The 19,351-nt window shown below is 62.5% G+C and carries 19 protein-coding genes and 1 pseudogene; 2 read left to right on the top strand and 18 right to left on the bottom strand.

The genetic code is table 11. The features are described from left to right. Position 1: 1 nt before the first annotated feature. Positions 2-1,039 carry an L-idonate 5-dehydrogenase gene (locus NKJ28_RS09540; protein WP_502902175.1) on the top strand — a complete coding sequence of 346 codons (1,038 nt, stop codon included), beginning with the start codon at positions 2-4 and terminating at the stop codon, positions 1,037-1,039. 188 nt (positions 1,040-1,227) lie between these two features. On the opposite strand, the pseudogene NKJ28_RS09535 reads toward NKJ28_RS09540, so the two are convergent. The 13 genes and pseudogenes from NKJ28_RS09535 to NKJ28_RS09475 all read right to left on the bottom strand — a co-directional run bounded on the left by NKJ28_RS09535 (position 1,228) and on the right by NKJ28_RS09475 (position 8,269). Then, a pseudogene (locus NKJ28_RS09535) lies at positions 1,228-1,537 on the bottom strand (type II toxin-antitoxin system RelE/ParE family toxin). Beyond that, the gene (locus tag NKJ28_RS09530) at positions 1,534-1,794 is read right to left on the bottom strand and encodes a CopG family ribbon-helix-helix protein (protein ID WP_352452153.1); all 261 of its coding nucleotides are present in this window, start codon (positions 1,792-1,794) and stop codon (positions 1,534-1,536) included. The pseudogene NKJ28_RS09535 and the gene NKJ28_RS09530 overlap by 4 nt, the downstream one beginning before the upstream one ends. A gap of 56 nt (positions 1,795-1,850) precedes the next feature. After that, on the bottom strand, positions 1,851-2,249 hold the full coding sequence (locus NKJ28_RS09525; protein WP_352635198.1) for an ABC transporter permease family protein: 399 nt from the start codon (positions 2,247-2,249) through the stop codon (positions 1,851-1,853). Next, positions 2,246-3,988, bottom strand: coding sequence for a relaxase/mobilization nuclease domain-containing protein (locus tag NKJ28_RS09520; RefSeq protein ID WP_352635196.1), 1,743 nt, complete (start codon positions 3,986-3,988; stop codon positions 2,246-2,248). The genes NKJ28_RS09525 and NKJ28_RS09520 overlap by 4 nt, the downstream gene beginning before the upstream one ends. After that, entirely contained in the window at positions 3,985-4,236 is a 252-nt protein-coding gene (locus tag NKJ28_RS09515; RefSeq protein ID WP_156937256.1) for a hypothetical protein, read from the bottom strand. The genes NKJ28_RS09520 and NKJ28_RS09515 overlap by 4 nt, the downstream gene beginning before the upstream one ends. Further along, complete coding sequence (locus tag NKJ28_RS09510) at positions 4,233-4,997, bottom strand: lytic transglycosylase domain-containing protein (RefSeq protein WP_352635194.1); 765 nt, start codon at positions 4,995-4,997, stop codon at positions 4,233-4,235. The genes NKJ28_RS09515 and NKJ28_RS09510 overlap by 4 nt, the downstream gene beginning before the upstream one ends. A 286-nt stretch (positions 4,998-5,283) precedes the next feature. Beyond that, positions 5,284-5,610 carry a DUF736 domain-containing protein gene (locus NKJ28_RS09505; protein WP_023674284.1) on the bottom strand — a complete coding sequence of 109 codons (327 nt, stop codon included), beginning with the start codon at positions 5,608-5,610 and terminating at the stop codon, positions 5,284-5,286. 54 nt (positions 5,611-5,664) lie between these two features. Continuing rightward, complete coding sequence (locus NKJ28_RS09500) at positions 5,665-6,216, bottom strand: S26 family signal peptidase (RefSeq protein ID WP_352635192.1); 552 nt, start codon at positions 6,214-6,216, stop codon at positions 5,665-5,667. Then, on the bottom strand, positions 6,213-6,644 hold the full coding sequence (locus tag NKJ28_RS09495; protein ID WP_352635188.1) for a replication initiator protein A: 432 nt from the start codon (positions 6,642-6,644) through the stop codon (positions 6,213-6,215). Before NKJ28_RS09495 ends, NKJ28_RS09500 begins: the two co-directional genes overlap by 4 nt. Positions 6,645-6,661: 17 nt before the next feature. After that, positions 6,662-6,952, bottom strand: coding sequence for a helix-turn-helix transcriptional regulator (locus NKJ28_RS09490; RefSeq protein WP_352635186.1), 291 nt, complete (start codon positions 6,950-6,952; stop codon positions 6,662-6,664). A gap of 114 nt (positions 6,953-7,066) precedes the next feature. After that, positions 7,067-7,591 (bottom strand): DUF2285 domain-containing protein, encoded by a 525-nt coding sequence (locus NKJ28_RS09485; RefSeq protein ID WP_352619337.1) that lies wholly within the window; start codon positions 7,589-7,591, stop codon positions 7,067-7,069. 46 nt (positions 7,592-7,637) lie between these two features. Beyond that, on the bottom strand, positions 7,638-7,823 hold the full coding sequence (locus tag NKJ28_RS09480) for a transcriptional regulator domain-containing protein (protein ID WP_352455880.1): 186 nt from the start codon (positions 7,821-7,823) through the stop codon (positions 7,638-7,640). A 167-nt stretch (positions 7,824-7,990) separates the two neighbouring features. After that, a complete protein-coding gene (locus NKJ28_RS09475) occupies positions 7,991-8,269 on the bottom strand; it encodes a DNA -binding domain-containing protein (protein WP_023674289.1) in 279 nt (92 codons plus the stop codon). A 126-nt stretch (positions 8,270-8,395) separates the two neighbouring features. On the opposite strand from NKJ28_RS09475, the gene NKJ28_RS09470 reads away from it, so the two are divergent. Next, complete coding sequence (locus NKJ28_RS09470) at positions 8,396-8,611, top strand: helix-turn-helix domain-containing protein (RefSeq protein WP_023674290.1); 216 nt, start codon at positions 8,396-8,398, stop codon at positions 8,609-8,611. A gap of 193 nt (positions 8,612-8,804) precedes the next feature. Here the strand turns inward: NKJ28_RS09470 and NKJ28_RS09465 are convergent, their stop codons facing one another. The 5 genes from NKJ28_RS09465 to NKJ28_RS09445 all read right to left on the bottom strand — a co-directional run bounded on the left by NKJ28_RS09465 (position 8,805) and on the right by NKJ28_RS09445 (position 19,121). Beyond that, positions 8,805-9,134 (bottom strand): DUF736 domain-containing protein, encoded by a 330-nt coding sequence (locus NKJ28_RS09465; RefSeq protein WP_352455854.1) that lies wholly within the window; start codon positions 9,132-9,134, stop codon positions 8,805-8,807. Between the two features lie 849 nt (positions 9,135-9,983). Beyond that, complete coding sequence (locus tag NKJ28_RS09460) at positions 9,984-10,919, bottom strand: SLOG family protein (protein ID WP_352635184.1); 936 nt, start codon at positions 10,917-10,919, stop codon at positions 9,984-9,986. Positions 10,920-11,233: 314 nt separating this feature from the next. After that, on the bottom strand, positions 11,234-12,280 hold the full coding sequence (locus NKJ28_RS09455) for a DUF7146 domain-containing protein (RefSeq protein WP_352635182.1): 1,047 nt from the start codon (positions 12,278-12,280) through the stop codon (positions 11,234-11,236). Next, positions 12,280-16,638: a strawberry notch-like NTP hydrolase domain-containing protein gene (locus tag NKJ28_RS09450; protein ID WP_352635180.1), complete on the bottom strand. Its 4,359-nt coding sequence runs from the start codon at positions 16,636-16,638 to the stop codon at positions 12,280-12,282. The genes NKJ28_RS09455 and NKJ28_RS09450 overlap by 1 nt, the downstream gene beginning before the upstream one ends. 362 nt (positions 16,639-17,000) lie before the next feature. After that, the gene (locus NKJ28_RS09445; protein ID WP_352635178.1) at positions 17,001-19,121 is read right to left on the bottom strand and encodes a ParB/RepB/Spo0J family partition protein; all 2,121 of its coding nucleotides are present in this window, start codon (positions 19,119-19,121) and stop codon (positions 17,001-17,003) included. Positions 19,122-19,351 lie beyond the last annotated feature (230 nt).

Below are 19,351 nucleotides of genomic sequence, written 5' to 3'. Positions count from 1 at the left end.
GATGATTGCCGCGACGCTGTTCGGCCCGCAGGACCTGCGCGTCGTGGAGCATCCGCTCGAACCGCTGGCACCAGGCATGGTGCGGGTGCGCTTTGGGGCAGGGGGCATCTGCGGCTCCGACCTGCATTATTTCCGCCATGCCCGGACCGGCGACTTCGTTGTGACCTCGCCGCTTGTCCTCGGCCATGAAATCTCCGGCGAAATCGTCGAGATCAACGGCGCGGCACCCGGCCTGGGCGTCGGCGACCATGTCGCGGTCAATCCGTCGCGCTGGTGCGGGCATTGCGCGCGATGCCTGGAAGAGCGCGCCAATCTCTGCGAAAACATCTACTTCATGGGTTCGGCATCGAAGACGCCACATATGCAGGGCGGCTTCGCCAGTCTGTTCGACGCCACGCCCCCGCAATGTTTCAAGGTTCCATTTGATGTGGCCTACCAGGCGGCCGCACTTGCCGAGCCGTTGGCGGTCAGTCTGCACGCCGTCGCGCGGGCGGGCGACATCAGGGGCCGCCACGTCATCCTCTTCGGTGCCGGCCCCATCGGTCTCTTGACCATGCTCGCGGCCAGGCTTGCCGGCTGCGGTGAACTGACCGTCGCCGACATCGCCGCCGCGCCGCTCGCCTTCGCCCGCAGTTTGGGCGCCGACAGGACGGTGGACCCTTCCAGCGGCGACGCCGAGCTCCAGGGGCTTGCTGCCGGCGGTTCGCTTGATGTGGCGTTCGAGATTTCGGGCACCACGGCCGGCCTTGCCGCTGCGATCGCCTGCGTCCGGCGCGGCGGCACGGTGGTCCAGATCGGCAATCTTCCCGGTGGCCAGATTCCGCTGCCGGCCAATGCGGTGATGGCCAAGGAGATCGACCTCAAAGGCGCCTTCCGCTTCGGCAGCGAGTTCGGTCGCGCAGTGGATCTCATCGTGTCGGGGGAGGTGGACGTCCTGAAGCTGATGACAGCGGAGCGCACGCTTTCTTGCGCCCCGGATGCCTTCCGACTTGCCGCCGACCGTTCACAGAGTGTCAAGGTCGTGCTGACCGCGGACTGAATCGTGGTTTTGCCAGATCGTTAGTAGCCATAACTCATTGCGAACGGACGAAACTCAGAACGTGCTCGACGTATATGCTCCCACTCAGGTCTCCGGTTAAACTCGGGAGCAATACCCGGCAGCTTGCTGTCAAAATTGTTGGCAGCAAATCCGCTCGCGATTAAAGCCCCTTCGTCGCGAGATTTCGCTCAGTTCGGCCATTCCTCGTCCTGCCAACCGGGCGCTGCGTGGATCACCCGCAAAATTGAAATGCTTTCCCGGCCGCCCTTGGCGGTCACGGCATAAGCGATGATGTAGGGCAGGCGACTCACAGGCTTTTCATAGGTGCCGGATACACGGCCGGGTCGCCCGGTTGCCATTTCCCCAAGCGCGGCCCCTGCGTCCAGAATTCCGGTCTGCGACCAGGCGCGCAGCGCGCGGATTATCCTGCGAGATATAGGCGATCTGTTCCTTGATGTCGTCCAGCGCACCGCGAGACCACTGAACGGCTCGCGTCACACCTTGCGGCCCGTGCCGGCATCAATCGCGGCATAAATTTCTGCCATGGCCTTATCATGAGACACGATGCGCCCAGCTTCGACATCAGCAAGGCCGCGCTTGATACCTTCAATGATTTCAAGCTCGCGATCGACATACGCTGCGACGGCTTCACCTGCGAGGAACGACTTGCTACGCCGGGTGTCGGTTGCGATCCGGTCGAGCTTTTCCTTTACATCGGGACTGACGCGAATTGTCATAGTGGTGCTAGCGGCCATAGCGGTGTCCTGTGTTGATCTGTGTACACCTTAGCACAGAGCGCCGCGCTGGTCCATTATCCCTTGACCGCCGAGCCGACGATCGAATCCACGAAGAAGCGCTGCAGGAAGGCGAAGAGCATCAATGGCGGCAGCACGGCGAGCGTGGCGCCGGCCATGACCAGTCCTGTATTGAGGGCGCCTCTGTTGTAGCTGAGCAGGCGGCTGAGGCTAATGACGATCGGATAATCCTCTGCATTGCCCTGCAAAACTGTCAGCGGCCACAGATAGCTGTTCCAATGATAGACGAAGGCAAACAGCGCCAGTGCCGCGATCGCGGGCGCCAGACTGAATCGAGGATGCGCAAAGTCCCTGTTTTGCAAGGCAATCGGCGCTTCACTGTGCGGGTACAAATAGAATGTGCGACCGTGCTGGCTTCCCAGCATCAGGATAGAGCATACGCCTGTAACCTTCATAGCCCGATGCCGCGCTTCTTTCCCAGGTTCCAATCCACGCCCCCCGTATCCGAGCACACGACCCCGATGACTTGATTACCCAATCGCTTTTCGAGCGACGGCGACCAGGGCACGAGCTTGAATTCGAGCCCATTGTCGATCATCGCGAGCCGGCCTGAAGCCAGCGAGAAACGCCGCCGGTAAATCCCAGCCACATGATCGCCGTTGGCAGCCTTCGTGAATGAGAGGCCCGTCTCGGCGGCGAGGCGGGCACCGAGCGATTCCACCTCATGATCGTGTAGAGTATCGATCAGATTGCGCACAAGAATGACGCGCTGTCCCTCGCGCCTGGCCAGATCGCGGCTGACAAGGTGGTCGACCCGATCTTGCAGTGCCTGTCTTACGTCCCTGCCAAAGCCGCCGTCACCGAATTCGGCAGGCTCGCGTGCAACGAGTTGGCGATCGAGCCAAGTCGCGCCGGAAGCATGGACCTGCTGTTCGATTGAGAGGTCGGAGCGGACCGCGAGCGTGACCCGGCCACCGCCATTTGCACTCGCATCGCGGCACAACTCCACGACCGAGCCCGGGTCGGAGTCTCCGGCCGCATCAGGGTCATGGAAGCGAATGTGGTGCGTGCGTCCATCAATGCCATCGACGATGGCATAGGCCGCGCCGCGCCGTTCGTCATCAAGGCCGCGTTCGAGCAGTCGGCCGATCACGGGCGCATCAATCTTTTCGGCGGCCAGCACATAGTCGGCCGTCCCTTTTTCTAGCCCATGCACAGTGAGGCTGCGGTGCATGCGCTTGATGATGTCGCCGCGTTCACCGAGGGCGCGCAAAGTGGCCTCGGCCTCTTCGACCACCATCCACTGGCCGGGACGGATCTCGTTCGCGAGGCCCAGGCTTTCCAGTTGCCGCAGCCGGCCGACTTTGAGCCCCAGGAACTCGTCGGGCCGGCGATCAGGGTGTGGCGCGAGATCAATGATACCATGACGGTCGGCGTCACGAACAAGCTGGCGATCGAGCTGCGTCCAGCGCTCAGTGTCGACCTGGTGCTCGATGGCCTGGCGGATGTCGAGGTCCGTGCGGAGCCCAAGCGTCTGGGTGAGAATGTCGCTCGCCCGATCGCGCATGCCCTGGCGGATGTAGTCGCGCGAGATGACAAGGCTCTCGCCATCGTCGGCAACGCCGCGAACGAGGATGTGAACGTGCGGATGTTCGGTGTTCCAGTGATCGACGGCTATCCAGTCGAGCCTCGTGCCGAGGTCGCGCTCCATGTCGACCATCAGGTCACAAGCGAAGTTCTTGAGGTCGCCGAGCTCTATTGCATTCTCCGGCGAAACGATGAAACGGAAGTGATGCCGATCATCCTTGCAGCGGTCGCAGAAGGCGTCATGATCTGCATCTTTGGTGTCGGGACCGAACATCCTCGCCTTCTCACCATCACGTGTAACACCTTCGCGGCGAAGATATTTGAGATGGGTGGCGAGTGGCGCAGACCCTCTGAACTGCCGTACCACACGGGTCTTGACGACGGCGCCGCGTGAGCTGTCAGAGATGAGGCGACTGGCGCGGATGCTCGCTGACCTGCCGCGGCCAAACGTTGAAGCTCGCGGGGAGGTGATCCGACCCTCGCGTGTAAGGTGCCCGCCGGCGCGCTGTGTGGCCGCAAGAGCCTGGAAGATGAAGGGTCGTGCGCGCTGGCCGGCGCGGGAGCGGATGCGACCGGGGCGGACGCGAAAAATATCGTCACGCTTCATGCTAGACGGCCACGAGGTGCGGTTTCCATTGAAAGACTGAAAAATTGGGAATAGCGCACATCGCTGATTGTGCCAGCACATTGCGAAATGAGACGAAAATCGTAAGGAAAACAATCGGCCGAACCGAGCCGGACCTCGCGGCCCTTTATCCTGCCAATCTCTCTGTTCTCATCCACAGCCAACCCTTCCGCCGCAATTTCCGCGACGGAACAGGCCGGAATGCAATTGAGGAGGAACGTGGCGATCATCGCGATATGGCTAAAGAGGGCTGAGCGAATAGGCCGGAAACAGCGTGGTTCGATTGGAAATCGGTTTCACCCGGCCGTGGCTCGATCGCGGTCAGGTCCGCAACAGGATTGCCCATTGGCGACCGCATTGCGGACGAATGAATCGCCGCAAAGATCGTCTCGCCATAACCATTGCCATCCGATGCAGTGGCGTTCCGAATGTCATGGGGATGCGCAAAGATCGTTGCACGGAGCGAGCTGGCTCTGCCCCTTCCCTGCCGCGCGCGCCGCGGACTGAGAACTGCACCATCGAGCAGCGGCGCGAGTTTCCTGACGTAGTCGACCGTCTCGCGTGGCAGCGGACGGCCGGTTATGAGATGTTCCGTGTACCGACCAGGACCGGCATTGTAAGCGGCAAGAAAGCCGCTGCGCCCGAAGCTGTCGAGCATTTCGCGAAGATATGCTGCACCTGCAAGAATGTTGTCACGCGGTTGATAGGGATCGTCACCGAGACGGTATTTGATGCGCAGTTCTTCCCACGTCGCCGGCATGATCTGCATCAAGCCCATTGCGCCCTTGCTTGAAAGCGCACGAACATCGCCGACGCTCTCAACATGCATGACGCCGCGCAGCAACCGCTCTGGAATGGCGAAGCGTTTTGACGCTTCCCGGATATGCCGCGACCACGGGCCAGCCGACAAGATCGTCGACTCGGAGTGCGCCGGCCGTTCACCAGCAGAGGAAGCCGCTGCACCAGTTTCGGGCGCCACGAAGCCGAGCATGACACATGCGGCAAACGTCGTCATGCCTCTGTGGGCTGCATCCCGCAGACCGCAGAACCGATGCGCTGCCAGCCTGCGACGGTGTTCGCTTCCGTTAAGGGCAGGGGCTTGCCGATCGAATCGGCTTTGCCAAAACTGTGATGAAATCGGCGTCCGCAGCCACAAGCAAGTGTCCGGCCCCCTCTGGGCTGCCTCGCGGGCGGTCGGATCGAAGGGTTTGACCGGCGCGCAATGGATCAAAAGGGTTGGCGAGAAAGATTCGTCGAAGGGCTCCAGAAGCATCTGTTCAGCCTCGCCCGTCGCGCTTCGATGATCGGTTCCAGTGCAGGCTCCAGACGCTGTTCTCTGCATCGGACCGAAACAGCTTGGCGCGGATCGGCTGCGTAAAGGACGGGTCGTCAATTGAGACGGAGAGGTAATCCCCAGCCTTGTCTCCGGCGCGGTCCCAAGCCGCACCGACCGCCATCCCTTCGCAATAGATCAGATGGTCGGGCGCGTTTTCGGTTTTGGATTTCTCGGCTGGCAGGATGGCAATCTTCGCCTCGATTGTTAGCGTGGAGAGATTGCCGAAGAAGCCGTCATCATTGCGCGTGAAGGTTCCGATCTGGGTCATTGCAGTGCTCCTTTCTGAGTGTTAGTGCGCGCCGAGCCGAGCCGTCACGGCTCGCTAGCGAGGGGATCGTTGGTGATATCCCAGCACCGGAGTGGTGCGCTCCGTGGTCCAGACGGGAACCGCGCGGCCAACGATCGATGAGAGCGGGAGCGGGCCGAAATAGCGGCTGTCAAAACTGTCGGCTGCACCCGGGTTCATAAGGAAGACGTCGGCCTCGGCAATGTCGCGGCAGCCCTGCCAGATGGGCAGGGGTCGACCGCGACTGTCACGCTCGCGCGCATGTCCATACGTCTTGCCGTTGACGATGATCGTTGTGCCTTGGCGACAGACGGTTGCGCCCCCGAGTGCCAAAATACGCTTCAGGAGCGGCACATTTTTCGGCAGATACCCGCGTCTTGCCATGAAGGCCGCCAATGGCTCGGGCGGCATGATGACGGCGATATTGGCAATACCGATTTTGTCGGCCGGCTGGACCCGATAGAGCCCGACGGGGATGCTCGCCGATGCGTTCCAGATGGATATCGGCGGATGGCTAATCCATGCCGGCGCCGCGGCGAGCACTGCGCCGCCAACCATGGTGGCGATGATCTTTGTGCGTTTGCTCATGACTCGATCCCGGGGCGCAGCAGGCAAGCTTTAAGACGCTTGCCCGTGTATGGACTCGGCTGCTCGCGTGCGGCTATCCGGCTGTGGACGTGCCGCCGTTGACGCGGCGACTTGAAGGTCAGGGTTTGCTGCTGTTTCGCCGCTACCAGGCGGCGCGGTTGCAATCTCCTGGCTTGCGCGTGGATGTTTTGCGACACAGCCCAGACCAGGATGGCAGCGTTCCAAATCGTTGCCATGCCGTGCACACTCGCCGCCTCAACGCAGGTCGATTCCTCGCGCGCATGAGAGTGGATCGGTGTCAGGCGGCGGGATTTCACCAATAAGACGAGCTGCCGCGCCACGACGTCCTCCGTGCCGCGTGGAGGGAAGCCGGATGAGGGGACATGAGGCAGCGCAAATTGCTGCTGAACGGTCTCGCGATACTGCATTTTCGGTGCGCCACAGATCAGGAGCTGCGGTCGCGTCTGCCGACATAGGCGGGCGCGCGGGCTGCATGGGGTTTTGCCGGCGGAACATAGATCGCGTTGACATCGCTGGTGGAGGTGCGTGCCCCCAGCTCTATCCAGGCGTGCAGGTCGTTGATGTCGTAGAGAACGCGCCCGCCGACCTTTCGGTATTTTGGGCCGGTGCCGTAGGTCCGGTGCTTTTCGAGTGTGCGGGCGCAGAGCCCGACGATGGGTGCTGCCTCCTTCGTGCGCAAATACTTTTGGGGCGCGTCCGCGGGACCCTTCGACATCGCTCGATCTCCATTCGGTTCTGCTGTCGTCCTGGCCTGCCGGGACGCGCGAAGTGGACCATGATCGAAATCAGGAAAGGCGAGGGAGGGCAAAGATTGGGGGGCGCGTTTTTGCTACCCCGAAGAAGGACTTCGGCGGCCGGACTTTTCGCTGCGGTTGTGGGGGTAGAAGAGAAGATCGCGATAGCCGCCGGCGACTAAAAAAGCTGCACGGCGTAAGATAGCTCGGACCTTGTGGCGGAGATGATGATCACGCCAATCTCGCGGCACAATCGGCTCCTGCGAAAACAGCACCTCCGCGAGCTGACGATAGGTTGCACCCGTGCGGTGACCATCATGTGCGCGTAAATTGAGGATATGCCTGGTCTTGGTCTGTTGCGGCAGCGCGCCGTAAGATGGACTGGCTGCCCGGCCGTTCAGTGCGCGCCAGAACCGGCGCGCTGCATCGAGCCGCGTCTCGAATGCAGCGTCGAGCGGCAGAAGGATAGCGTTGAATTCACCGGCGCGGTCGTCAGCGACGAGATAACTTTTCCCAATTAAGGTAGACCAAATAATGTGAAGGCCTTCGTCCTGCGGCCAAACGCTGGCTCCGCCAAGGCTGGAAGGTCGAACTGTCTGATGGGATGCAGATACCCGCATGACCCTGAGCACGCGCGGCGAGGCCTGTTCTGTCCAGATGATATTGTCAGCTTTCGGAAGTCCGGCACCGGCAGTTTTGAAATCGCGCGCCCCAACGGGCGGCGAGATCGGGCTGACCGGCAGGTTCTCCAGAACCAGCGAATTGCGATGCAAGCTGGCTGCACTCTGCCACGAATTCGTCATTCCGGATCAGATACTCGGCGGCGAACTCCGTAGCCTGGTAGCTGCACATGTGTGCATACGCCGCCGGATCGGTCCAATCGCCTTGCACTGTTCCTGTCCTCTCCGCGTACCCGGATGTGAGGCGTCGGCGTCAACATTCAGGGGCATAAGGAAGTTGGATAGTTGGAGAGTCGGCAAACCATTATGCCGACTCAGCAAAGTGGAGCGCCGGCCGCGTCAGTGCGGAGCGCCGCCAGCGAGAAGATATCGGTAGCCGCTGGTCGTCATCCATCGCGCGCGGGCAAGATGGGTCTCCCAGGACCGGAACGCTCGTTCCGGCTCCTGCTCCGGGTCTATATGCAAGACGATCCTGGCCACCTCTCGCCAATCGGCATCTTCCGCTGCCGCGTCAAGGAGGCGAATGTAGGTGAGCAGACGCTCCTCGTCATAGCCGGTCAGGACCGGGGCATCCGGCGCAATGTCGGCGACATCAGGATCGAGCAGCGGTTTAAGCATGGTATTTGACCGTTCATATTTCGATCGCGATCTCGAAGGAGCCGTCCTTTAGATCGAGCACCAATCATAGCGAATAGGAACGATCATTCCTAGAACGATAGTTCCCTTTCTGGTCCCTAATCCGTCATGAATCTCAAGGAGATCATGGCGGCCAACATGCGTCGTCTGCGCCATGACCAGAACGTGACGCAGGAAGAACTGGCCGCCCGCTCTGGACTGAGCATGCGTTACGTCGGATCGATCGAGCGCGCTCGGGTCTCGGCCAGCATCAGTGTTCTTGGGAGGATCGCAACTGCGCTGAATGTGGACCCATGCGAGTTGATCAGAAAATCGGCACCGTGAGTTGACGCGGGAAACACCGCGAATTTTCGATTATCGGCGAGGCGACATGCAGGAATGAAGTCTCCAGTCGCGAACACGACAGGTAGTCGCCCCAAAGTCCGACGGAGCTCGTTGCGCAGCGACTGCGCTCATCTTGTCGTGAAAAGGAGGACGGCCCCGCCCTGTTCGTCCGGGCGGAGCCTTGGTCGGGGCCTTACTCCGCGTTGCGGCGGCCGTTGGGGCGCGACCAGATGAGGCTGTAGCCTTCGCCTTCCTCATCGTTGAAGAGGTTGGCGTAGATCGGAGCAGTGAAGCTCGGATCGTCCAGCTTCACGCCGAGATAGTCGCGGCCGTCATTGGAGCGCTTGGACCATGCGGCGCCGATCTCGACCCGCCCGACGAAGACACGGTGGCTGGGGGCGCTGTCGCCAGAGCGGTTGGTCTCGGGCACGACGCGGACGTTCTTGGTCTGGAGCGAGAGAGTGACGATTTCGCCGGTGAACTCGTTGTTGCCGGTCCTCTTGAAGATTCCGATTATCGCCATGAGTTTTCTCCTTGAACTCTGTTTCGAGCCCGCACCATTGCGGCCTCGATGGCGATCGGCGGGCCGGAGGCGATCGACGCCGCATCGCTTGCGACCGCAGCGCCAGCGGAGGATGGCAGCCAAGCGACTTTGTTGTTTGGCGAGGAATGACGGCGCAGCCGGCAGGGGAAGAAAGTCGATCGGCGCCATTGCGGCTTAGGCGATCGAGGCGCAGCCGACCTTCGGCCAGATCAGCCCATTAAAGAGGCCGTTTGGAGCGGCCCACCAGATAGAGACATCAACGGAGAACCTGGCGATACCGTCGCTGGCGAAATCCCGGCTACGACGATCACCGGCGTCGATGCTCCTCTGTACAGGCATCGCGAAGTCGCAAGCTGTTGTCAGCAACGCGCATAAGACACGCACGTGATGGTTCAAGTCACGGCTGACGTGCACCACCGGATATGCGCTATCTTTGGAACGAGACGGCACGCCGTGGTGGATTCGAACTGTGCGTCGCGCGATGCCGAGTCAGCGACGACGCTAACAATGCGACGGCCGAAAAAAGCATCCTGCCCACGCCGGTTGTTCGGTGAGTTCGCCCAGATCCAGGCCCTGTTCGGTTAAACGGGCGTCGTTATTCGCAGCTGTGATGCCAGGTGCGACGCAGCTGAAACGTTGACGGCAAGCGTGACGGCGTCGCGCGCCTTTGCTAGGGCGCGGACTTGAGTATCGCAAAAAGACGGGCGGCGCTGGGAGCCTGAGATCCGGCATCCCGGGCCAAGCACTCCAGCGAGCTGCAAATACAGTACGCGCTGCCCGATCGCGGCCGTATCGTACAATCGAAAAAAGGGTAGGGGCGGGCAGCGCTTACGCGCCGCCTCCCTTGGGGCGGAAGTCGAGGACTGGGATGCCGAGCTTCTTTGCCTTGTCTGCAAGATTGTCCTGAATTCCGGTCCCGGGAAAGACGATGACGCCTATCGGCAGTACCTCCAGCATTGCGTCATTGCGCTTGAACGGGGCGGCTTTGGCATGCTTTGTCCAATCAGGGGCAAAGCCGATTTGGGGTACCTTGCGGTGGTCTGCCCAACAGGAGGCGATCTTTTCGCCACCCTTCGGCGATTTCCCATGCATCAAGACCATGTCGGGATGCCTGGCGTGGACCTGGTCGAGCTTGGCCCAGATCAGCTGGTGGTCATTGAAGTCGAGCCCAGCGGTGAAGGCGATTTTCGGGCCAGGTGGCAGAAGGACTTCCTGCGAGGCGCGTTTCTTGGCGCTGAGAAAGTCGCGGCTGTCGATCAGCGCAGAGGTCAGGTTGCGGTGGTTGACCATCGATCCGCTGCGCGGTCGCCAACTCGATCCGGTGTGGCGCTCGTAGTGATCCGCGGCCTGATCACGCATCAGTTCGAAGGCGCTTTGGCGTTCGATCAGCGTCTGCCCTTCGGCCGTCAGGCGTTCCAGCTCGACGGATTTCACTTCGCTGCCGTCCTGCTCACGCTGGCTGCGGCGTTGCGCCTGCTCGTTGTGATCGAGTTCGCGCTCGATCCGATCTGCGGCGCGGTGAAAGATGTTGACGGTCGACCACAGAAGATCGTCAAGATCGGGCTCGAGGCGAGTGTCTTGCAGTGCCACGATGAGAGCGTCGAAGATGTCGGCGATCGCGCCGGCGACGCAGTGGCCCTCTGGAAGCGGTCGAGGATCAGGCTCATCCGCGAAGGGTCGGTAGCCATAGAGCTGGAGTTCGGTGAGGACGTGGTCGATGGGTGAAGACGAGTGCTGTGGTTCGTAGTCGTCATGCTCGCTCATTGGATGCTCCGCCGGTTGGACCGCGACCCTCGCGGCCTTCATGGCGACGGAAGCCGGCGGACGGGACGGACCTGCACCCGCAGCGAAGCGAAGGGCCGGAGTGTCAGCGGAGGAGGGTGAAGGCCGGCTATTTTGCTTCGCGATGGAAAGCGCTCCCTTGGGGAGCGCGCCGGAAAATAGTCGGCCGAAGACATTGCGGGTCCGGGTCGTTTGCTGGCCGATCGCCCTCTCGAAGGCCCTCAGGCGCGGTTCTCTCCGACTTCGGAGGCATCCGAGCGATGCAAGCGACAGCGGACAGATTGTTTCGTTCCGAGTTATCCCGCCACTGCCATGAACCGGGCGATGTCCTGCGGGGCGAGCTGAACACGGACTGCTGCTCGAACGGCATGCACGCCTAGCGTACAGAGATCTTCGTTGAGGTCCCCAAGTGCCGGCGAGAGCACGACCGCCTCGATCCCGGCAGCATTCGCTCTTTCGATCAAGGTGTCACGCGCGCCGTTACCGGCTGGATCGGCGTCGCGCACGATGTAGAGCCGTCTCAGCGTGAGGGGGAACAGCATGGCAGCAAGATGGGCGGCCGAGAGTGCCGCTGCCATAGCCATATCGGGCAGGATGCACCGAAGCGACAAGACGGTCTCGATGCCTTCGCCGCCCGCCATGACGTCGCCCGGCAGGCCAAAGCGAACCGCGTGACCGAGAAGATCGCCCATCGCGCGCCTCGGCGTACCGACCGATGCCTTGCCTCTGCCGGAAGGATCAAGCCAGGTGCGATGTGCGCCAGTCAAATGGCCGTCGAGATCGGTGACGGAAGCGATCATCGCCGGCCAGGTCTCAGTCGGCGCGTGTTCGTCGGGCCGGTAGTAGCAGCGCGGGTGAAAACGCAGGCTTTCGGTCCCGTGCAAAGCGGTAATACTGCGGTTGCGCAGATACGCCTCTACGACCGTACCCGCAATCGGCTGCGACATCGTAAACAGCCGACGCGCTGCTTCAGATGATCCGGATGGCGTGTCTACCGATTTCGGCCGGGGAGAAATCTGCTCTGGTTCGGGATGCGGCAAGCCGAGAAACGTCATTGCTTCATTCGCAACGTCCTTGAAGTTGCTGAAGCCGCGGCTTTCGCGGATGACGTCTAGAAGGTCGCCATGCTCGCCAGTCGCCGCATCGGCCCACTTGCCGGCGGCTCCTTTTCCGTTCGCTGACCCGACGAGACGCACGAACATTGAGCGGCCCGGCGTGTTTTGCACATCGCCGACAAGCCAGTAGCGGCCCTCGCGATGCCCGTTCGAAAGATAGTAGCGACAAACCGCCTCAGCCTGCTGGCCGAGGCGGTGCGCCAGTTCTGACGCATCGTGGCGGGCCATCACGCATCCTCCCGCGTGTCGATGCGCTGGACTGGATAGCCCTTCAGCAACCTGCCCAGAATTGCGGGTCCAGATGCGTCGGCGGGCACGAACATGCGCAGCTTCCAGGAGATGATCTCTCGGAAGAGGCCGTAAGCCGAAAGACGGTCACGCATTGTGTCGTTGAAGCCCGTCAGCTCGATTCGGCTGACGCCCATGAGGCGGCTGCGCCGAAGCTGCAGACCATCGGCGAGGTCGAGGATCGTTCGACCGCCCAGAAGCGCAACGAAAGCATCACTGGCTGTGATCGAAGGCGAGCTTGTTGCCAGTGCGCCCGCGATCCATGCTGGCGGGACCTGACGACCGATGATGCGCTCGCCATCGTCAGTCTGGAGCCGGTACACACGTGAGAATTCCCTGGGCAGACGCTTCCAGATCGGCAGCAGCATGCCGGCAACGACATGGATAGTGCTGTCCGTGAATTCGGGCACGTCAGCCGTCTCGACACTCCAGGCGTCAGCGAATGCAGCCTGCTCAGCCTCAACCCAGTGGCTCTCCGCCATCATCTTCAATGAGGCCTGATGGTGCTCCATCGGCCGGATCAGCCGGACGCGCCATTCGATCTCGCCATTGTCGAGCATCAGCGCGGGCGCTGGCACCTGTACGGCGGCGCGGCCGGATCGGTTGTTGACCAGGAGCTTCGCGCGGGGATCGTGAAGCTGGGCAAGGGCATCGGCAAGTGAAACGGGTCGATTGCGCTTGCGCTGGGCGATGGTCAGCAGTCGCGTTTCCGCACCGGTGGCGGCATGGACATGGATGACGCGTCGCTCGGTGACGACGAAGCTCTCCGCACGCAGTGTTTCCAAGCCGATGTCGTAGGCACCGGAGGCAATGGCGCCCTCGATTTTCGCATTTAGCAATCGTTCGAAGGCTGTAAACAGGACGGTTTGAAGTGCGATGGTAAGCGCCAGCAGCCGATTGAGGAAGGTCGTGATCGGTGGCAGCTCGTCCTTGATGCCGGTGGAATCCGTCAGTGTGAGGCCGGTCGCTTCCTCGAACATCTGGAGTGAGCAGCCGTCCACCTTGCCGCGAACCAGCAGCAGGTAAAGCTGCCGCAGCGCGTCGCGGGCATAGTGCGACTCCAGATTGTCCTCAGGGCGAAATAGGCCCTGGCCGCCGGTCTGGCGCTGGCCGCGCGTAATGGCGCCCAATGTGTCGAGCCGCCGGGCTATCGTCGAGAGAAAGCGCTTCTCAGCCTTCACATCGGTCGCAACCGGCCGGAACAGCGGCGGCTGCGCCTGGTTCGTGCGGTTGGTGCGCCCCAAGCCCTGGATGGCGGCATCGGCCCTCCAGCCCGGCTCAAGCAGATAGTGAACTCGAAGGCGGCGGTTCTTCGCAGTGAGATCAGCGTGATAGCTGCGGCCAGTGCCACCGGCGTCGGAAAACACCAATATGCGCTTACAGTCATCCATGAATGCCTGTGCCTCGGCGAGATTGGCCGATCCGGCGCGGTTTTCGACGACAAGGCGATCGATGCCTCGAGTGCTGGTCTTGCGAACGACGCGGCGCGACCGGCCTGTCACTTCCGCTACGAGGTCGGTGCCGAAGCGCTGTACGATCTGATCGAGTGCCCCCGGGACGGGGGCCAGTGAAGCGAGTTGCTCGATGAGGCGATCGCGGCGGGCGACCGCTTCGCGGCTCTCGACGGGCTGGCCGTCGCGATAGACCGGACGTGACGACAAATTGCCTTCGCTGTCGGTGAACGGCTCGTAGAGTTGCACGGGGAAGGAATGCTGCAGATACGAGAGGACATATTCGCGCGGCGTGATGTCGACGCGAACGTCGTTCCATTCCTCGGTTGGAATTTCCGCGAGGCGCCGTTCCATCAGTGCCTCGCCGGTCGAGACGATCTGGATGACGGCGGCATGGCCTTGATGGAGATCGCGCTCGATCGAGCGTATCAGGGTCGGCGTCTTCATGCCGGTGAGCAAATGCCCGAAGAAGCGCTGTTTCGTGCTCTCGAATGCCGAACGTGCAGCCGACTTTGCCTGACGGTTCAGTGTCCCGGTCTCGCCTGTGACGTTGGCGGCCCGCATTGCGGCGTCGAGATTGTTATGAATGACGCTGAACGCTCCCGCATAGGCGTCGTAGATGCGGGTCTGCTCGGAGGTAAGCTGGTGCTCGACCAGCTCGTATTCGACACCATCGTACGAGAGCGATCGTGCCGTATAGAGACCGAGTGCGCGAAGGTCTCGAGCCAGCACTTCCATGGCGGCAACGCCGCCGGCCTCGATCGTCTCGACGAATTCGGCCCTGGTCGCGAAGGGCAAATCCTCACCACCCCATAGGCCCAAACGCTGCGCGTAAGCGAGGTTGTGGACGGTGGTTGCGCCCGTCGCCGAGACGTAGACGACACGGGCGTTCGGCAGGGCGTTTTGGAGGCAGAGCCCGGCGCGTCCCTGCTGTGAGGCGGCGACGTCGCCGCGTTCTCCCTTGCCGCCTGCGGCGTTCTGCATGGCATGGCTCTCGTCGAAAATGATCACTCCGTCGAAGTCGGTGCCCAACCATTCGACGATCTGCCGCACGCGCGAGACCTTCTCACCGCGTTCGTCGGAGCGCAGCGTGGCGTAGGTGGTGAATAGGACCCCTTGATCGAGGCGGATGGCCTTGCCCTGCGGGAACCGCGACAGCGGCGTGACCAGCAGGCGCTCCATGCCGAGAGCAGACCAGTCGCGCTGGGCGTCTTCGATCAGCTTGTCGGATTTGGAGATCCACACCGCCTTGCGGCGGCCCTGCATCCAACTATCCAGGATGATGCCGGCCGACTGGCGGCCCTTGCCGGCGCCCGTCCCGTCGCCGAGCATGAAGCCCCGGCGGAATCGCACGGCGTGCGCAGCATCGTCGCGCGCGGCAGAGACAAGATCGAAGGTCTCGTCCACCATCCAGGAACCGGCGAGGAACTCCGAATGGGCCTCGCCGGCATAGATGACTGTTTCTAGCTGCGCGTCGGACAAGAGGCCGTCGCTGACAACCTTGGCAGGAAGAATCGGCCGGTAGCTCGGCTTCGGCGGAGCAACGGATGCCATCGCCGCCGATTGAACCAACTTGGTCGGATGCGGATGGGCGCCCGGAATGCGGATCGCCTGCAACCCGTACTCCTCATAGATGCCATCGGTGATGTGCCTACTTTCGGCAGGCCTCCAGTCCAAAGTCTCGTAGGCAAGCTCGGCGCCTTCCGGCTCGGCGAGGCTGCGCACCGGAGAGGAAGCGGCGGATCTGGCGAGATCACCGCGCACCGTGCGCGCTGTTGGCCCCAGTGCCTTGACGGCGGGCGCAAAAGCCGAAGCGCTGACCGGCAGCCGTGCGGGAACGTGCTCGCCAATCCTGGCGATCAGTGTGGCGACATCGGGCGCCGTGCCGGCTGATGCTGGAAAGGTGCCTGGATTGTCGGCCGGCAGTTTGTCGATGACGGTCAGCCGGGTCTCGACGGTGGTGCCATGCCTGGCGTAGACGGCGCCGTCGATCGCGGCGGTGAACACCACGCGACCGCGCTCCTGGAGCCTGACGAAGGACTCGCGCCAGATGGGCAGCTCTGGGGAAAAATTTGCGCCAGTGATTGCGACAAGCCGCCCGCCCTCGGCGAGCCGGGCCAGCGCAGAGGCGACGTGACGATAGGCAGCGTCGGACACGCGACCCGAGACATTGGCCAGAACCGAGAACGGCGGGTTCATCAGCACGACGCTTGGTGCAATGCCGGGATCGAGATAATCATCGATCTGCGCTGCGTTGAAGCGAGTGACGGGGATAGCCGGAAAGAGCAATGAGAGAAGCCCGGCGCGGGCCTCGGCCAGTTCGTTGAGCAGCAACGTGCTGCCGCTGATCTCGGCCAAAATAGCAAGTAACCCGGTGCCGGCGGAGGGCTCAAGCACGCGGTCGGCAGGGGTGATTGCCGCGGCAGTCACGGCCGCCAGACCGAGCGGAATGGGGGTGCTGAACTGCTGAAGCGCTTCGGTCTCTTCGGAGCGGCGCGTGTGAGTTGGGAGCAGGCCGGCAATCTTGCCCAGCATCGGAAGTGCGGCGGCCGCAGAACCGGCTTTGCGGAAAAGCGACTTTCCGTATTTGCGCAGGAACAGCACCGTCGCGACTTCGCAAGCGTCATAGGCTGATTTCCAGTCCCATGCGCCGGACGCATCGGAGGCACCGAAGGCAGCTTCCATGGCGGAGCGAAGGCTCGAGGCGTCGACGCGCTGACCGCGTTCGAGATGGGGCAGAAGAAACTGCGCCGCGCTGTGGATGGCGGCAGCTGGTTCGACAGCCGGGGATGAGACAAGCGGAAGCGGCACTGCCGGAGCGGCAGTCTTCGAAGAAACATCAAGCATGGAGAAAACCTCGAGGAGAGCGGAACGGGAATGAACCGGGCGGCCCTCTCTCTCGACCAATCCGGCTCAAATCCGCCCTGGCCGGCCTCTCCCCTCTGGACTGCGGTCCTGCCGATAACGATCCTTCTTCGATCCAGGCGCTGCGCCGCTACCCGCCGTCAGTCCAACGACGACAGCGGCAACGCGGTTGGCAGCCCGGGGGCGATATCTTGGCACGCAGTGGGGACGGCGGGGCAGCAGCCGCCGAGCGAGAAGGACGCGGCAGAAGCGGCCAATTGGCTTTGCCCGTGTGTGAGAAAGTGAGCGTCCGGCAGGGGTAGGAAAGGGCGCGGAGCGGCCGAAACCGCTCCGCGCGAGGCGATCTATTCAGCGGCCATGTGCGGTTCGCTGTCTTCAATCTGCGCATCGTCGTCTGAGAGGAATTCGGGCAGCTCTTCCCCATAGCCGTCGGCGCCGGCGCCGCTATCAGCGCCAGCACTGCCGTCGAGGTCGACCAGGCGCAGTGGCTCGGGCAGCCAGCCACTATCGGTCAGCAAGCGCTCGGCTTCCTTCGCCATATCTCCCTTTTTCAGGTGCTCGATCAGCTGCGCGGCCTGTTCGCCCTTCGCCTCTCGCACCGCCTCGAGAATGCGGGACTTGGTGATGCGGCCGAGATAGTTTTCGACTGTCGGTGTCCAGCCGGCGTCGACCATATCGAGACCGACCGCGCGTGCCAGTCGATCAGCTTGCGCGATCCGCTGCCGAACGCCGTGTGCCGAGACGGCGCCGCCATAGCGGTCGCCTTTCTCGTGGAGCGCGTTCACGCCGTAGCTGACGCAATGGGCGAGCAACGCCGCGCGGCTGGTCTCATCAAGTGAGGCGATCCAGTCCCAAAGTGCATCGTCCTCGGTCGGCAGGTCCGATTTCCAGGCCTCATGGCGTTCGGCCACCGATTTCGCCGAGGGGCTGTCCTTCAGGTCACCTGCCTGCAGAGGGAAGAAGACGTGACGGATCGAGGCCTCCAGGCATCCGTTCGTGGTGCGGTGCTGGAACGTGTCAGTGACCAGCTTGTGCAAGAGCGCTGTCATGGCGACGTGAGGGTTGCCGGCAACCGCATCGCGCAACGCCAGTGTCCGGTGTGCGGTCAACTCTGTCATCAGTCGGTCCGGCAGGGGCTTGACCGCATCGTCCTCGTCTTCCTCGCACTCGACTGTCTGGCCGCCAATGGTGACAACGGCACGGTGCACCGACGAGCTGTCGGCAGCCCCGGACCCGCCGTCCCTTTTCGATTCATTCGCGCCGTCAAATGACATCGGCGGCACGTCCTCAGGCCGGAGAAAGCCGCGGTCGACCGAGAGTGAGCCGTCAGTGTCGATGCTGACGAACGCGCCGGCGATGGCGATGTCCGCCGGATCGAACTGCTTTGGGCGCTTGTCGAAATTGGCGAGCGCGGTCTCGATTTCACCGAGTCGCTGATCGACGTCTTCGGGCAGCTCGTCAGCACCCTCATATTCGGTTTCAAGCTTGGCATGCTCGACGTTGAGGGCATCGATGGTAGCCTGCTCCTCGGCAGAGAGATCGAGCGGATCACTCTGCAGCTGATACAGCCCACGCGTTGCGTCGTAGGGGAAGCTGACAGCGACCTCGACCCACTTCCAACCCTCGGCTGCAATTTCCTGGGCAGCCGCCTTGAGCTTCTCGGTGACCAGGCGGTCCAGCAGCGCTGCATCCTGCAGCCAGCCGCCGTCATCCGACTGGAACAGGTCGTGCATGACGATACCACCCGCGGCCTCATAGGCGTCGATCCCCACGAAGACGGCGCGCTTGTCGGAGGCGCGCACCGTCGTTTCGGTCAGCATGCGCCGGATTTGATAGGGCTCTTTCGACCAGGCATCCCTGATCGCCTCCCAGACCTGCTCCTGGCGGGCGCGGTCTTCGGAGACCGTGAAAGCCATGAGTTGCTCCAGTGTCATGCCGTCATCGGCATACACATCGAGCAGCACTGGCGAGACAGAAGCCAGCCTAAGCCGTTGCTTAACGACGTTGACCGGCACGAAGAAGGCTGCGGCAATCTCCTCCTCGCTCATGCCTTTTTGGCGCATGTCCTGGAAGGCGCGAAACTGGTCGAGCGGGTGCAGCGGCGCTCGCTCGATGTTCTCGGCGAGCGACACTTCCTCGGCAACGATCGCGCTGTGACGGGCGCGCACGACACAGGGCACGAGGGCGGTCTTGGCGAGGCGCTTTTGCTTCACCAGCAGCTCAAGCGCGCGGAAGCGCCGGCCTCCGGCAGGTACCTCAAACATGCCTGTCTCGTTACCGTCGCTGTCGACGACGGGCAAGACGCTGAGGCTCTGGATCAAGCCGCGGCGGGCGATCGAGGCCGCAAGATCCTCGATCGAGATGCCGACCTTGACGCGCCGGACATTGGACTGGGAGAGCACCAGCTTGTTGAAGGGAATGTCGCGCGAGGACGACAGGGTGATCTTCTGAACGGCAGTAGCCATCGGGATGTACTCCGCGACGGGCGGCCGAGAGCCTCTCTCTCGACCTCCAAACCCGTCATGAGAATTCCGTCACTCCTCGCCCTCTGATGTGCTCGGCAGCCACGCGACACTTGTCGCGGAGCAGCAGGTCGGTCCTGGCGCTCTGCAACGATTTCGCCGTAGCGGGGTCCGGCATCGAGGCAGACTTCGGTCATGAACGCATCCGCAGCAAGACGCCGAACTGGAAGCGG

The organism is Mesorhizobium sp. M0145 (assembly GCF_040322355.1).
Lineage (GTDB): Bacteria > Pseudomonadota > Alphaproteobacteria > Rhizobiales > Rhizobiaceae > Mesorhizobium.
The sequence above is the reverse complement of the archived record's forward strand: the minus strand, read 5'-3'. Positions and strand labels throughout refer to the sequence as shown.

Bases quoted from the DNA above. Each gene is read 5' to 3' on its own strand.
- NKJ28_RS09515 (WP_156937256.1), bottom strand. From the start codon at position 4,236: ATGATCGCCACGTTCCTCCTCAATTGCATTCCGGCCTGTTCCGTCGCG.
- NKJ28_RS09525 (WP_352635198.1), bottom strand. From the start codon at position 2,249: ATGAAGGTTACAGGCGTATGCTCTATCCTGATGCTGGGAAGCCAGCAC.
- NKJ28_RS09480 (WP_352455880.1), bottom strand. From the start codon at position 7,823: ATGTGCAGCTACCAGGCTACGGAGTTCGCCGCCGAGTATCTGATCCGG.
- NKJ28_RS09510 (WP_352635194.1), bottom strand. From the start codon at position 4,997: ATGCTCGGCTTCGTGGCGCCCGAAACTGGTGCAGCGGCTTCCTCTGCT.
- NKJ28_RS09445 (WP_352635178.1), bottom strand. From the start codon at position 19,121: ATGGCTACTGCCGTTCAGAAGATCACCCTGTCGTCCTCGCGCGACATT.
- NKJ28_RS09470 (WP_023674290.1), top strand. From the start codon at position 8,396: ATGAATCTCAAGGAGATCATGGCGGCCAACATGCGTCGTCTGCGCCAT.
- NKJ28_RS09520 (WP_352635196.1), bottom strand. From the start codon at position 3,988: ATGAAGCGTGACGATATTTTTCGCGTCCGCCCCGGTCGCATCCGCTCC.
- NKJ28_RS09485 (WP_352619337.1), bottom strand. From the start codon at position 7,591: ATGCGGGTATCTGCATCCCATCAGACAGTTCGACCTTCCAGCCTTGGC.
- NKJ28_RS09465 (WP_352455854.1), bottom strand. From the start codon at position 9,134: ATGGCGATAATCGGAATCTTCAAGAGGACCGGCAACAACGAGTTCACC.
- NKJ28_RS09460 (WP_352635184.1), bottom strand. From the start codon at position 10,919: ATGAGCGAGCATGACGACTACGAACCACAGCACTCGTCTTCACCCATC.
- NKJ28_RS09495 (WP_352635188.1), bottom strand. From the start codon at position 6,644: ATGCAGTATCGCGAGACCGTTCAGCAGCAATTTGCGCTGCCTCATGTC.
- NKJ28_RS09530 (WP_352452153.1), bottom strand. From the start codon at position 1,794: ATGGCCGCTAGCACCACTATGACAATTCGCGTCAGTCCCGATGTAAAG.
- NKJ28_RS09540 (WP_502902175.1), top strand. From the start codon at position 2: ATGATTGCCGCGACGCTGTTCGGCCCGCAGGACCTGCGCGTCGTGGAG.
- NKJ28_RS09500 (WP_352635192.1), bottom strand. From the start codon at position 6,216: ATGAGCAAACGCACAAAGATCATCGCCACCATGGTTGGCGGCGCAGTG.
- NKJ28_RS09455 (WP_352635182.1), bottom strand. From the start codon at position 12,280: ATGGCCCGCCACGATGCGTCAGAACTGGCGCACCGCCTCGGCCAGCAG.
- NKJ28_RS09450 (WP_352635180.1), bottom strand. From the start codon at position 16,638: ATGCTTGATGTTTCTTCGAAGACTGCCGCTCCGGCAGTGCCGCTTCCG.
- NKJ28_RS09490 (WP_352635186.1), bottom strand. From the start codon at position 6,952: ATGTCGAAGGGTCCCGCGGACGCGCCCCAAAAGTATTTGCGCACGAAG.
- NKJ28_RS09475 (WP_023674289.1), bottom strand. From the start codon at position 8,269: ATGCTTAAACCGCTGCTCGATCCTGATGTCGCCGACATTGCGCCGGAT.
- NKJ28_RS09505 (WP_023674284.1), bottom strand. From the start codon at position 5,610: ATGACCCAGATCGGAACCTTCACGCGCAATGATGACGGCTTCTTCGGC.